The organism is Rhizobium sp. UGM030330-04, from assembly GCF_003208455.1.
GTDB lineage: Bacteria > Pseudomonadota > Alphaproteobacteria > Rhizobiales > Rhizobiaceae > Agrobacterium > Agrobacterium rhizogenes_A.
In genome coordinates this window covers 50701-63107 of the sequence record NZ_QKML01000019.1, presented here as the reverse complement: position 1 = coordinate 63107, position 12407 = coordinate 50701, and the positions used below count along the sequence as shown (strand labels likewise).

Sequence of the window (12407 nt, the reverse complement as noted above, 5' to 3'; positions counted from 1 at the left end):
TTCTTGGATTCGGTCTTCAGCCAGGCAGACAACCGATCGGCAAAAGGATCGAGCTTGCTCGGCCGCTCCGGGACCTTGAACTTCGGCTCCACGCCGTCCAGACGCAGGTATTTGCGGATGGTATTCCGGGATAGGCCAGTCCTGCGGCAAATCTCCCGGATCGATAAATGTTCTCGAAAATGCCAGCGTCGGATCACGCTCAATAACGCCATGTCGATCACTCCATAGCCCTCGCTGAAAACATGCGAGGGAAGGTTGGAACATGGGTCAATTCTCAATGGAAATATCACGCCACGCCGGGTCAGTTCTCAGTGGCAATCAACAGGCCAGGCTTTTGACGATCACCGGAAGTTCTGTCTAGGCCGGCTGCCGCCTGCAATGACCTGATGATTGAGCGTATGCACCGGCAGGGGCATCGCGATTCCACATATGCAGACATCTTGAACCGGTCCTAAGCGGTATGAGCCAACGGGAACTCAGTTGACGTAGACTTTGCACTTACGATGTTCTTCCGATCATTGAGTCGGAAGATGTTGGAGGCTGCAATCATGCTGGAAACTGAACGATTGATCCTACGTCGATCACGCAAGGCCGACATTCCCGAGCTATTTGAATTTCTTGGAGACCCTGTTGCAATGCAGCATACCCATCGCGATAAATCGCTTCGGGAGTGCCAGCGACGGGTAATGGTCCATGAGTGGCGAAGACGCCGTGATGGCTGTGCGCCATGGGCGGTGGTGCACCGTGAAGACGGCCGCATCATAGGGTGGGGCGGCCTGTATGAAGACCCTTTTGATCCAGGCTGGGGTTTCGAAATAGGGTATTACTTCCGGCCAGAGGTTTGGGGAAAGGGTTATGCTTCCGAGCTTGTTCGCGCAGCATTGGCTTTTTCAGATCATCAGCTCAAGCTGCCGCAAGTCTGGGCGATGGCGCATCCAGATAATGGCGGCTCGAAAAGAGTTTTGGAGAAGGCCGGTTTCGTGCTGGACCGCCATCTTCCTGATCGAAACCGTTTGTTATTTCGCAGGTTACGCCCGACCGAATTATTATGACTGCAGTCGGTACAAAAAGATAGAAATGGGTTGCTCCGGTGGGACTACAGGCGACCGAAACGGCTCCCGCCAATTCGGAAAAATCAGCGGGAGCCGAGCAAAGGTTCAGTGATTTCCTGAGGTTAAAGAGAAACGACAATCTTGCCGATCTGCTCATTGCTTTCCAGAAAACGGGTTGCCTCCCGGATATCATCGAACGCGAAAGTGCGAGAGATTAGCGGGTCGAGAGCACCGGATCGCAGCCCATCGTTGATGAAGGCCTTCGCGCGGGCAAGGGGCGCGTTGTCGGAGACAATCTCGGTATAGAGATAGCCTTTCAGCGTCAGGCTTTTGCCAAGAACAGCAAATTGCGGGAACGAACCTTCGTCGGCGCTGAGTGCACCGTATTCAAGCAATATGCCACCAACCGCCATGCAATCGGCAAGCTGGGCGATTGCCGGACCGCCGATTGGATCGAATACAACGCGCGCACCTTTGCCATTGGTGATAGCGGCTACGCGCGCGCTGAGGTCTTCTTCTGCCGTCGCAACGACGTGATGCGCGCCCGCGTCAAGCAGGGCTTTCGACTTGGCGCTCGTGCGCGTTGTTGCGATCACGGTGGCGCCGACACTGCGGGCAATTTGAAATGCGGCAATGCCGACACTGCTCGATGCCGCCGAGATGATCACAAATTCGCCGGCAGATAGTCTTGCCTGTTCAATCAGCGCGCCCCACGCCGTCACATATTGCATCCAGGATGCGGCTGCCTGTTCGAATGAGAGATTCTCCGGATGCTTCACGGCGTGACGAGCCGGTACATTGATGAGTTCGCCGTAGGTGCCCCATCGCGCCATGTCGAGGGTAGGGATTACGCTCACAATATCGCCTTCCGCAAAGTCCGCAACTCCACATCCGATGGCCACGATGGTGCCGGCGGCTTCGTAACCGAGCTTCGAGGGAAATTCTGCCTCCTGCAGATATGCATGGCGGCGAAACATCACCTCTGCACGGTTAAGGCCGATGGCTTTGACCGCGATCTGCACCTCGTCATCAGCCGGAACGGAAACTTCGATGTCGTCTATCCGGAGAACGTCGGGCTCGCCATATTCATGGAAACGTACAACTCTCGTCATGCTGCATACTCCTTGCATCTTTGCCCTCACGCCTTTGGAAGCGGCGTGCGTGGTCAGGTGCAATTGGCAACTGGATACGAAAATGAAAATAGGGTAATCCGCAGCATATAGTGTCTAAAAGTATACTGTCGGTGAGGCTGGGATGAACAAGGACAGGGACTACGATGAGGTGCCAGGCTGCACTATGTACGCGGCCCTTAACCTCATTAGCGGTAAATGGAAGGGGATGATCCTTTATCACCTGCTAAAGGGGACCTTGCGCTTTAATGCACTCAAGAGAGAACTTGGCGACTGCTCACAGCGTTTGCTGATCAAACAGCTAAGGGAGCTTGAGGATGACGGCCTCGTGGAGCGGAAGGTATTCGCCGTCATTCCGCCCAAGGTGGAGTATTCAATTACCGAGGAAGGCAGGACATTGGCGCCGATACTGCTTGGTTTGCGGGACTGGGGGCATGGATGGCTTACCCGTCGCAATCTGGTGGCGCGCGACGATCATCTGGAATTTGTGCCGTCGAAAACGTCACTTCCGGCATGATCGCCATCGGTGCGATAGCCGGCTATCGGCACCAGACAATCGATAATAGTCGTGGCGCGCGTTTATGGTGCATTGCCGTCATAGCGGTCCTGGAGCAAGAGCGCCGGATGGAAAAAGCGGATTGCCACAATCGCTGCGACGCTTAGATGCGTCGTGCCTTTATCGTGTTCATGACGAAGCTTGTCTCGATGGTGTCAACGCATTTCAGCTTTGCGATCTTGTCCTTGATGAAGCGCTCGTAGTCCTCCAGCCCGCCACACATGACCTTGAGCATGTAATCCTTCGAGCCGGTGACCAGGTGGCATTCGAGAACCTCGTCCCAGTTGAGAACGGCCGCCTCGAACATCCGGATTTCGTCATCGTGCTGGCGGCTGAGGCGGACGGACGCAAGGGCGGTCATGGTCCATCCCTCGATTGCCGGATCGATGATTGCGGAATACCCCTTGATCGCCCCCATCTCCTCCAGCCGCCTAAGCCGCCGCAGACACGCAGATGCCGATAGCCCGACCCGCTCGGCCAGTTCGTTGTTTGTGACCCGCGCATCGGCGGACAATTCCCGGAGTATCCGTTTGTCGATCTGGTCTGCAATTTTCTGCGACATAATTGAAAATTCTCCGCAATATATTGCGCCATCAGACATGTCTGCGCCTTAAAATGCAAGGTATTTTGGCCTGATTGCATGTAACCTGCAGACAGTTCAACGCCAGCTGAGGGATCATCGGAAATGACCGCGCCGCATCCGTCCAAAACCCATATCGGCAACCACGCTCTCCATCCCGAGACCCAGATGCTCAATTACGGATATGATCCGGAATTGTCGGAGGGCGCCGTAAAGCCGCCTGTGTTTCTGACGTCGACTTTCGTCTTCAAGTCGGCCGAAGACGGGCGCGATTTCTTCGATTACGTCTCCGGGCGCAAGGAACCGCCGGAGGGCAGGGGGGCGGGCCTCGTCTATTCGCGTTTCAACCATCCGAACAGCGAGATCGTTGAGGATCGCCTTGCCGTTTATGAACGTACGGAGAGCTGTGCGCTCTTCTCCTCCGGCATGTCCGCCATTTCAACGACGCTTTTCGCCTTCGTCCGGCCCGGCGACACCGTGCTCCATTCCCAGCCCCTATATGGTGGCACGGAGACGCTGCTGGCGAAGACCTTCCATAATTTCGGCGTGTCGGCAGTGGGTTTCGCCGACGGTGTCAGCGAGGCCTCGGTGATGGCTGCGGCAGAGGAGGCGATGGCGAAGGGCCGGGTGTCTGTCATCCTTATCGAAACCCCCGCCAATCCGACAAACAGCATTGTCGACATCGCGATGATGGGCCGTGTCGCTGATGTGATCGGTCAAAAGCAGGGGCACAGGCCGATTATCGCCTGCGACAACACGCTTCTCGGCCCGGTGTTCCAGCGGCCCATCGAGCATGGCGCCGATATTTCGCTCTATTCGCTGACGAAATATGTTGGCGGGCATTCCGACCTCATTGCCGGGGCTGCGCTCGGCCGGAAGGATGTCATGAAGCAGGTGAAGGCGTTGCGCGGAGCGATCGGCACGCAGCTTGATCCGCATTCATGCTGGATGCTTGGCCGCTCCCTTGAGACGCTGCAGATCCGGATGGAGCGGGCGGACAACAACGCCAGGGTCGTGGCTGAATTCCTGAAGGCGCACCCGAAGGTCGAAAGAATCCATTACCTGCCGTTCAGCGATCCGGCCTCCGCCGTGGGCAAGGTATTTGCCGCTCAATGTTCCGGTGCGGGATCGACCTTCTCGTTTGACATCATCGGCGGCCAGGCCGCATCCTTCAAATTCCTCAATGCCCTGACCATATTCAAGCTTGCGGTAAGCCTTGGCGGTACGGAGTCTCTTGCTTCTCATCCGGCAACCATGACGCATTCGGGAGTTCCCGCCGATGTTCGCCAGCGTATCGGTGTGCTGGATTCCACAATCCGGCTGTCAATCGGTATCGAACATCCCGACGATCTTGTCGCTGATCTGGCCCTCTCGTTGGACAAGTCATGACGTGGAGGGAGATGTAGCCCCGAGTGGATGCAAAACCGCGAAATGCCGCGGCAGATTCTCTGCCGCCGCTCAGCCTCGCCTGCCAGCCTGACGCCGACTGTTCTGGCGGGGCCGCAGCCTTCAGATGACGTGGGCATTGTGCAGGGCGGTCAGTACCTCGTTCTTGAGGCTGGCGAGTTGCGGTGATCTTCGGTCACGCGGGCGCGGCACGTCCACCTCTATCCGCTGCTGGATACGACCATCATGGGCGCCCATCATGTATATCCGGTCACCGAGATAGAGCGCTTCATCGATATCGTGGGTGACGAGCAGGAAGGAAATTCCGCGCTGTTCGACGATTTTCAGCACGAGGTCCTGCAATCTCATTCGCGTGAAGGCGTCCACGGCACTGAAGGGTTCATCCAGCAACAATATGCGCGGCCGGGTATAGAGCGCTCTCGCGATAGCTACACGTTGCGCCATGCCACCTGAAAGGGCTTTTGGCAGCGCGCTGGCGTGGCCGCTCAGGCCCACATCGTTGATCAGGCCCTCCACCCGCCGGGCATCATATTTCTTGCCGGCGGCGTAACCTATGTTTTCGGCAACCGTCAGCCAGGGCATCAGGCGGGGCTCCTGAAACACGAAGGCGATGGGCGGCGAGGCCTCATCTTCCTTTGCCTGCTGAACCTTGACCGTGCCTGAAAAGCGCCGATCGAGGCCGGCGGCAATGCGCAGCAAGGTACTTTTCCCACAACCGCTGGGACCAAGAAGAACTGCCGCTTCGCCATCACCGAGCGTCAGCTGGATGTCCTGAAGGATGACCGTGTCGCCGAAAGCTTTTTCGCGCACATCGACATTGAGCAGGCTCATCGCAGACCTCCTCCTTCGTGAAGCGCATAGGTGTCACGCCAGCGCAGGCAGCGCTCCTCGACGATCTTGAAGAGGCTGTCGGAAATCTTGCCCAGCACCGCAAGGCAGATGATGGCGATCATGACGAGATCGGGCCGCGAAAGCTCCCGCCCGTCGGACAGCATGTAGCCGATACCTTCCGAGGCGGCCAGAAGTTCGGCCGCGACGACGCTCAGCCAGGCGAGCGACAGCCCGTAACGCAGGCCCGTGAAGAGATGCGGCAACGAGGCGGGAATGAAAATCCGCCACACCAGCACGGGCAGCGGCTGGCGATACATCTCGCCCACCTCCACCAGCTTGCGGTCCACATTTCTGATGCCGGAAAAGAGGTTGAGATAGACCGGAAAAAACGCGCTTTTGGCGATCAGCACGATTTTCGAGGTCTCGCCGATGCCGAACCAGATCATCAGCAGCGGCACCCATGCAAGGCTCGGAACCGCTCTCAGTGCCTGAAATGTCGGCTCGAGATAACGTTCGGCGGCAATCACCAGACCGACGAGCGAACCGACGACGATGGCGAGCAGGGAGCCGATGACGAAGCCGACGAAGACGCGGGCGGTACTGGCCGCAACATTCGTCCACAGCGGACCTTCCGCAAGCCGCAGGAAGGTGTCGTAAAGTTCGGAAGGCGGCGGCAGCACATAGGGACTGACCCAGCCGAGGCGAACGAAAAGCTCAAGCAGCAGCAGCGACCCGACGGGCACGATCGCGCCGCGCAGGTCGAAACGGCCAAGGAAATTCCCCACCCTTTGCGCAAGCGGCAATCGGGAGGGGAATTGTCCTGCAGTCTGTTTCACGCGCCGGAATTCGCGCGGGTGGGAATTCATGCGCCAAGTGCCTTTTTCGCCGGCGCCGGATCGATCAATGATGACAGGACATTGTCGACATTGACGCCCGGACGCAGAACATCGTCGCCGAGCAGCGGCGTGACGATGCGGATCGAGTTCAGCAGCTCTTCGCCCGGCACGGGGTCCTTCCAGTCGCGCTTTTCGATCGTCAGCTTGGTGATCTTGGGATCGTTACCGGTAACCTGCGTAACGAAATCGATGAATTCGCCGTTGTTTTCACGAATCCATTTCTGCGTCTGCACCCAGACGCCGAGAAGTCTGTCGACCGCTTTCGGGTACTTCGCCAGAAACGCCTCGGAGACGCTGAAGACGCTGCCGTCGCGCCAGCTGCGCTCGTCAAAAATCGCCCGGTCGCCGGCAAGCTCGGCCTGGGATGTGTGCGGATCGATGCCGACCCAGGCATCCACCTGACCCTGCTGAAGTGCGTTGAAACCTTCCGGATGCTGCAGGTTCACGACCTTGAGGTCGTCGATGGACAGCTTGTTCTGGTCAAGCGCGCGCACGAGTGTGAAATAGGGCGCGGTGCCCTTGGTGACCGCAATGGTCTTGCCCTTGAGATCGGCGACGGTCTTGATGGGCGAATCCGGGCGCACCTGAATGATGGAGGAACCGCCCCAGCTCGCCACATAGATCACCTTCAGCGGCACGCCATTGGCGCGCGCGAGAAAGGCGGAAAGGGCAGCCGAGCCGGCAAAATCCGTCGAGCCGACCTTCAGGAATTCGAGCGAATTGTTGCTGCCGCGGGATTGCACCCAGGTAATCTTCGTGCCGACATCCTTGAAAGCCTCCTCAAGCCAGCCCTTGTTCTTTATCAGCAGCGTATGGGAGGAGTAAAATCCCCAGTCCAGCTTCAGCTCGGCAGGAAACTCCTGTGAATTCTGGGCCAGCGCCTTGCCCGTGGCAAGCGGTGCGGCAAGAGCGGCGGCAATGCCGAATTTGAGGATCTGGCGGCGGGAATGTTCAGCCTTCATATTAATTCACCTAATTTATGTATTTTGTGTATTTAAAGGGTATGGGCGGGTGTTTTTGAGGTCAATCCGCCCTTCTGGAACCTCATGCCAAACTTTGCGAGCCGCGTGGAAAATCTCCCTACCGGGAGCGCAATCGGCGCGACGGCGCGTTATTCAGGTGAAAAATCGATTGGCCGGTCGTTGCAGGCCAAGATGATCGCGCAATGTCGGCCCCTCATAGTCCTTGCGGAACAGCCCGCGCCTTTGCAGCTCCGGCACCACCTGCGTCGTGAAGTCGTCCAGGCCGGCGGGCAGGAAAGGGAAGGTGACGTTGAAACCGTCCGAACCCTCCTCATGGAGCCATTGCTCCATTTCGTCAGCGATGGTTTTTGGTGTGCCGACGAAGGCAAGACCCGCATAACCGCCCAGTCGCTGGGCAAGCTGGCGCACCGTCAGGCCCTCGTTTCGGGCAAGTTCGATCACCCTTTCACGGCTGGATTTGCTGGCATTGGTCTCGGGAATATCAGGCAGGGGACTATCGGGATCGAAGCCGGAAACATCGTGGCCGAGCGCAATCGAGAGTGAGGCGATCGCGCTGTCATAATGGACAAGGCTGTCGAGTTTGGCGCGTTTGGCCTTCGCCTCTTCCACGCTGTCGCCGACGAGAACGAAAGCGCCCGGCAGGATGACAATTCCGTCGCGCGAACGGCCCGCCGCGACAGTCCTGTCCTTGACGTCCTTATAAAAAGCCTTGCCCGCCGCAAGCGTGGGTGTTGCCGCAAAAACCACCTCTGCCGTCTCGGCGGCAAGCTGGCGTCCCGGCTCGGACGCTCCGGCCTGCACGATGACGGGCCAACCCTGCACCGGGCGCGCGATGTTGAGCGGTCCGCGCACGGAAAATTCGGGTCCCTTGTGGTCCAGCACATGCATCTTTTCGGGATCGAAGAACAGCCCGCTATCGACATCCCGGATAAAGGCGTTGTCGGAAAAGGAGTCCCAGAGGCCGGTGACGACATCGTAAAATTCCCGCGCGCGGCCATAGCGCTCGGCATGGTCAGGCTGTTGTTCGCGGCCGAAATTCCGGGCGGCGTCGGGATTTGACGTGGTGACGATGTTCCAGCCGGCGCGGCCGTTGCTGAGGTGATCAAGCGAGGCGAAACGCCGGGCGACGTGATAGGGTTCGTCGAATGTGGTGGAGGCGGTGGCGACCAGCCCGATGCGGGAGGTGACGGCGGCGAGCGCCGAAAGCAGGGTGAAGGGCTCGAAGGAGGTGACGGTATGGCTGCGGCGCAGCGCCTCCGTGGGCATGTTCAGCACCGCTAGATGATCGGCCATGAAGAAGGCATCGAACTTCGCGGCTTCCAGCTGTTGTGCGAAACGCGCCAGATGAGCGAAATTGAAATTCGCATCCGGGAAGGCGCCCGGATAACGCCATGCGCCCGTATGGAGACTGACGGGCCGCATGAAGGCGCCGAGATGCAGTTTGCGGTCATTTGCCATTGGGCTCTACTTTCCCGTTGATGGTTTGGTCCGCACGACGCGTTGCTGGTGAATTCGCAGACGCAGGCAGGCCTTCGCTTGTCGCGACGATATCCCTGCCGGGGGATTGGTGCGGCAAAGACTATTCCGATTATGATTCCCGAACCGAAAGATTTTTGCTGAAATTCTGAATTTGGTGGTGATTGCGTCACCCATGCCGGTTTTGTTTCAGTCCCATTGAGCGGGAGAATCGGAAGGCCGAACTTCACTTCTCGCTGCCTGCGCCAAAATTTGCCGAAAATTGCCAATGATTAGAAGAATTTTGCTTTCCGGATCTCCGCTTCTGTGTTTCTTATAATGCTTAAATAGAATTTTTAACGCGCATTAATTCAGAAATAACATGATTGAAGATCACAAAACCGATGCAATGTCCGTGGATGCGGGCGGCTTGCCGGCGCTGGAGGCGAGGCTTGCGCAGGAACTCGCCCTGCTTGAGCGCCCGGCCAGGCCGTGGGTGCCGCGCACCCATCTCAACGGTGTCGAAGTGCTGGATGTCGCTGTCATCGGTGCGGGGCTTTGTGGGCTGACCGCGCTTGCCGCTCTTTCATTTGCCGGGATCGACAATATCCGCGCTTTCGACAGGGCATCGAGCGGGTTGGAAGGGCCGTGGGTGACAAGTGCACGAATGGAAACGCTGCGCACCCGCAAGGAACTGGCCGGGCCGGCGCTCGGCGTACCCTCCCTGACATTCCGCGCGTGGTTCGAGGCGCAGTTCGGCGCGCGCGCCTATGAGGAGATGGCGCTCATACCGCGTGAGGCCTGGATGGCTTACATGGTCTGGTACCGCAATGTGCTGGCGCTGCCGGTGAGCAACGATACGGAACTTGCTGGTCTTGTTCTGCGCGAGGATGGCCTGCTCTCTCTCGATTTTCTGGGGCCGGAAGGTCCAGCAAGGGTTCTGGCGCGTCGGGTGATCCTGGCGACGGGGCTCGATGGTCTCGGTGCGCCGCGCCTGCCGGATGTGGCGAAAACGGTTCCCGCCCGTTTCGTGCGCCACAGCGGCGATGTGTTCGATGTGAGCGCATTGCGTGGCAAGCGTGTCGCGGTGGTCGGTGCCGGGGCTTCGGCGATGGACAATGCAGCCGCGGCACTGGAGGCGGGGGCCGCCCGCGTCGATCTTTTCATTCGCAGGCCTGATATCCCCCGGGTCGAAAAATTCGGCGGTATCGCCAGTCTCGGCATGACTCACGGCTATATCGGCCTGCCCGATGCCGACCGCTGGGCCTTCATGGTCGAGGCAGAGCGCACACAGATCCCGCCGCCGCGCCACAGCGTCCTTCGTGTCTCGCGTCATGACAATGCGTTTTTCCACCTGGGCAGTCCCGTCCTCAGTCTTACGGAGGTGGGCGATGCTATGGAAATCGAGACCCCGAAGGGGCACTATCCAGCCGATCTCATCATTTTCGCCACCGGCTTCGATGTCGATTTCGCCAGGCGGCCGGAATTTGCGGCCCTGAGCGACCGTGTCCTGCTCTGGTGCGACACCTACCAGCCGCCCGCCGGTGAGGAGAATGACGCGCTGGGGTCCTATCCCTATCTCGGGCCGGCCTTCGAATTTCTGCCGAAACCGGATCTTCCAGCTGCCGTGGCGGAGCCGATTTCCCGCATTCATTGCTTCGCTTATCCGGCTGTTCCTTCCCACGGAAAAATCACCAGCGGCATTCCGGCCGTCAGCCAGGGGGCGGAGCGTCTGGCGCAGGGCATCGCCCGGTCTCTCTTCGTCGAAGACCGCGCCCGTCATTTCGAGACTTTCATGAACCACGACACCGCTGAAATCACCGGCGAGGAATGGCGCGACGCGGACGCGCAGGACAGGATCAAGGAGCATGCCAATGGCTGAAGCGGCGCTGAAACTGGAGATATTTTACGGGATTTCTTCGCCATGGGCCTATTTCGGTGCGCCACGGGCTGTGGACGTCGCCCGCACGCATGGTGCCGAAATCGTCCTGCGGCCCATCCGCATCATCGAGGCCAATGGCGGCATTCCGCTACGCAGCCGCCCGGACGCCCGGCAGAGTTATCATGCCGTGGAACTGGACCGGTGGCGGCGTTATCTCGACATGCCGCTCAACCTGACGCCGAAGTTTTACCCCTGCGCCACCATCGAACGCGCCGCGCAGCTCGTCATCGCCGCGCAGAAGGCCGGGCTCGATGCGATCGGCCTGTCCTTCGCCATCCAGCGCGCCTTGTGGAGCGAAGATCGTGACATTGCCGATCCCGAGACGCTCCGCGTCATCGCGCAGGCAGTCCTCGGCTCGGAAGGCGCTGCCCTCGTGCGCGATCCGCAGCCGGAAGACATCGTGGCGGAATGGCAGGGAAATCTGGCAGAGGCCGAACGTCTCGGGATTTTCGGAACGCCGACCTATGTGGTGAACGGCGAACTCTTCTGGGGGCAGGACCGTCTGGAATTCGCAAGCCGCGCCCTTGGGGCGCTCAAGCAGCAGCTTTCACAATCCGCAGTGAGGACATCCGCATGACCGATGCCGCAAAACTCCATAATCAGGCCATCGTCATCGACGGTCTGCAAACCTGTCAGTGGAGCAGGTCGATATTCGATGACATGCGCGCCGGCGGCCTTACCGCCGTCAATGTCTCCAGCGTGATCTGGGAAAATTTTCGCGAGGGCATCGGTTATGTCAGCGAATGGAAGCGTTTCCTGCGGGAAAACGACGACCTGATCCGCCCGGTGCGGACGGTGGCCGATATTCATGCGGCGAAGGCCGAGAACAGGACCGGCATCATCATCGGCTGGCAGAACACCTCGCCACTGGAAGACAAGCTCGATTACGTCGAAATCTTCAAGGATCTCGGCGTCGGCATCATGCAATTGACCTACAACACCCAGAATTATTCCGGTGCCGGGTACCTTGAGGAAAATGACAGCGGCCTGACAGGTTTCGGCCGCGAGGTGCTGGCGGAGATGAACCGCGTCGGCGTGCTCTGCGATCTGAGCCATGTCGGCGACAGAACCACGGCGGATGTCATCGCCCGCTCGCAAGCGCCGGTCTGCATCTCGCATGTGCTGCCGCGGGCGCTGCGCGATGTGAAGCGCAACAAGCCGGATGAACTGTTCAAGGCCTGCGCGGAAAAGGGCGGCATCATCGGCATCAGCCTTTTTGCGCCGGGACTTGCTGCCGGAAACGATGCGACGGTGGAAGATTATCTCGACGCCATGGCCTATGTCATCGATCTCGTCGGCGAGGACCATGTCGGCATCGGCACGGATTTTTCGCAGGAGCGGCCGCGTCCCGGTCCCTGGCAGCTCTGGGCCAACCGCGACAAGGGCACGGCCCGCACGCTGACGGAATTCGCGACGGTCAAGATTTCCAAGCCGAAGGGCATCGAGCGCATCGGCGAGGTGCCCAATATCACCGCCCGCATGCTGGCGCGCGGCTGGAGCGAAACGCTCGTTCTCAAACTTCTCGGCCAGAACTGGCTGCGCGTGCTGGATGCCGCCTGGCGGCCCGCAAACTGA

General features: G+C 59.2%; 12 protein-coding genes and 1 pseudogene. 6 read left to right on the top strand and 7 right to left on the bottom strand.

Features of this window, described 5'->3' with window-relative positions; all coding sequences use genetic code 11:
• Positions 1 to 212: pseudogene (locus N434_RS23430) on the bottom strand (winged helix-turn-helix transcriptional regulator); the annotation flags it as partial.
• Positions 213 to 548: 336 nt separating this feature from the next.
• On the opposite strand from N434_RS23430, the gene N434_RS23425 reads away from it, so the two are divergent.
• Entirely contained in the window at positions 549 to 1052 is a 504-nt protein-coding gene (locus N434_RS23425; protein ID WP_110760507.1) for a GNAT family N-acetyltransferase, read from the top strand.
• A 122-nt stretch (positions 1053 to 1174) separates the two neighbouring features.
• Here the strand turns inward: N434_RS23425 and N434_RS23420 are convergent, their stop codons facing one another.
• Positions 1175 to 2164: a zinc-dependent alcohol dehydrogenase family protein gene (locus N434_RS23420; RefSeq protein ID WP_110760500.1), complete on the bottom strand. Its 990-nt coding sequence runs from the start codon at positions 2162 to 2164 to the stop codon at positions 1175 to 1177.
• A gap of 142 nt (positions 2165 to 2306) precedes the next feature.
• On the opposite strand from N434_RS23420, the gene N434_RS23415 reads away from it, so the two are divergent.
• Positions 2307 to 2699, top strand: a complete 393-nt coding sequence (locus tag N434_RS23415) for a winged helix-turn-helix transcriptional regulator (RefSeq protein WP_065116647.1) — start codon at positions 2307 to 2309, stop codon at positions 2697 to 2699.
• Positions 2700 to 2841: 142 nt separating this feature from the next.
• On the opposite strand, the gene N434_RS23410 is transcribed toward N434_RS23415, so the two are convergent.
• Positions 2842 to 3300: an Lrp/AsnC family transcriptional regulator gene (locus N434_RS23410; RefSeq protein WP_065116646.1), complete on the bottom strand. Its 459-nt coding sequence runs from the start codon at positions 3298 to 3300 to the stop codon at positions 2842 to 2844.
• A 123-nt stretch (positions 3301 to 3423) separates the two neighbouring features.
• Between N434_RS23410 and N434_RS23405 the strand changes: the two genes are divergently transcribed.
• On the top strand, positions 3424 to 4707 hold the full coding sequence (locus N434_RS23405) for a cystathionine gamma-synthase family protein (protein ID WP_110760499.1): 1284 nt from the start codon (positions 3424 to 3426) through the stop codon (positions 4705 to 4707).
• Between the two features lie 120 nt (positions 4708 to 4827).
• On the opposite strand, the gene N434_RS23400 is transcribed toward N434_RS23405, so the two are convergent.
• The 4 genes from N434_RS23400 to N434_RS23385 all read right to left on the bottom strand — a co-directional run bounded on the left by N434_RS23400 (position 4828) and on the right by N434_RS23385 (position 8893).
• Positions 4828 to 5556, bottom strand: a complete 729-nt coding sequence (locus N434_RS23400; RefSeq protein WP_110760498.1) for an ABC transporter ATP-binding protein — start codon at positions 5554 to 5556, stop codon at positions 4828 to 4830.
• Positions 5553 to 6422, bottom strand: a complete 870-nt coding sequence (locus N434_RS23395) for an ABC transporter permease (protein WP_110760497.1) — start codon at positions 6420 to 6422, stop codon at positions 5553 to 5555. The genes N434_RS23400 and N434_RS23395 overlap by 4 nt, the downstream gene beginning before the upstream one ends.
• On the bottom strand, positions 6419 to 7414 hold the full coding sequence (locus N434_RS23390) for an aliphatic sulfonate ABC transporter substrate-binding protein (RefSeq protein WP_110760496.1): 996 nt from the start codon (positions 7412 to 7414) through the stop codon (positions 6419 to 6421). The genes N434_RS23395 and N434_RS23390 overlap by 4 nt, the downstream gene beginning before the upstream one ends.
• 153 nt (positions 7415 to 7567) lie before the next feature.
• Positions 7568 to 8893, bottom strand: a complete 1326-nt coding sequence (locus tag N434_RS23385) for an LLM class flavin-dependent oxidoreductase (RefSeq protein ID WP_110760495.1) — start codon at positions 8891 to 8893, stop codon at positions 7568 to 7570.
• A gap of 379 nt (positions 8894 to 9272) precedes the next feature.
• Here N434_RS23385 and N434_RS23380 point away from each other — a divergent pair, with 379 nt between their 5' ends.
• Genes N434_RS23380 through N434_RS23370 form a run of 3 tightly spaced genes read left to right on the top strand, consistent with a single transcriptional unit; the run spans position 9273 to position 12407 of the window.
• Positions 9273 to 10772 (top strand): SidA/IucD/PvdA family monooxygenase, encoded by a 1500-nt coding sequence (locus tag N434_RS23380; protein ID WP_110760494.1) that lies wholly within the window; start codon positions 9273 to 9275, stop codon positions 10770 to 10772.
• Positions 10765 to 11409, top strand: coding sequence for a 2-hydroxychromene-2-carboxylate isomerase (locus N434_RS23375; protein WP_065116640.1), 645 nt, complete (start codon positions 10765 to 10767; stop codon positions 11407 to 11409). Before N434_RS23380 ends, N434_RS23375 begins: the two co-directional genes overlap by 8 nt.
• Positions 11406 to 12407, top strand: a complete 1002-nt coding sequence (locus N434_RS23370) for a dipeptidase (RefSeq protein WP_110760493.1) — start codon at positions 11406 to 11408, stop codon at positions 12405 to 12407. The genes N434_RS23375 and N434_RS23370 overlap by 4 nt, the downstream gene beginning before the upstream one ends.

What these genes read in the sequence shown, in the direction of transcription:
- N434_RS23415 (WP_065116647.1), top strand. Translation starts at nt 2,307, where the DNA reads ATGAACAAGGACAGGGACTACGATGAGGTGCCAGGCTGCACTATGTAC.
- N434_RS23425 (WP_110760507.1), top strand. Translation starts at nt 549, where the DNA reads ATGCTGGAAACTGAACGATTGATCCTACGTCGATCACGCAAGGCCGAC.
- N434_RS23410 (WP_065116646.1), bottom strand. Translation starts at nt 3,300, where the DNA reads ATGTCGCAGAAAATTGCAGACCAGATCGACAAACGGATACTCCGGGAA.
- N434_RS23400 (WP_110760498.1), bottom strand. Translation starts at nt 5,556, where the DNA reads ATGAGCCTGCTCAATGTCGATGTGCGCGAAAAAGCTTTCGGCGACACG.
- N434_RS23420 (WP_110760500.1), bottom strand. Translation starts at nt 2,164, where the DNA reads ATGACGAGAGTTGTACGTTTCCATGAATATGGCGAGCCCGACGTTCTC.
- N434_RS23380 (WP_110760494.1), top strand. Translation starts at nt 9,273, where the DNA reads ATGATTGAAGATCACAAAACCGATGCAATGTCCGTGGATGCGGGCGGC.
- N434_RS23395 (WP_110760497.1), bottom strand. Translation starts at nt 6,422, where the DNA reads ATGAATTCCCACCCGCGCGAATTCCGGCGCGTGAAACAGACTGCAGGA.
- N434_RS23390 (WP_110760496.1), bottom strand. Translation starts at nt 7,414, where the DNA reads ATGAAGGCTGAACATTCCCGCCGCCAGATCCTCAAATTCGGCATTGCC.
- N434_RS23370 (WP_110760493.1), top strand. Translation starts at nt 11,406, where the DNA reads ATGACCGATGCCGCAAAACTCCATAATCAGGCCATCGTCATCGACGGT.
- N434_RS23405 (WP_110760499.1), top strand. Translation starts at nt 3,424, where the DNA reads ATGACCGCGCCGCATCCGTCCAAAACCCATATCGGCAACCACGCTCTC.
- N434_RS23385 (WP_110760495.1), bottom strand. Translation starts at nt 8,893, where the DNA reads ATGGCAAATGACCGCAAACTGCATCTCGGCGCCTTCATGCGGCCCGTC.
- N434_RS23375 (WP_065116640.1), top strand. Translation starts at nt 10,765, where the DNA reads ATGGCTGAAGCGGCGCTGAAACTGGAGATATTTTACGGGATTTCTTCG.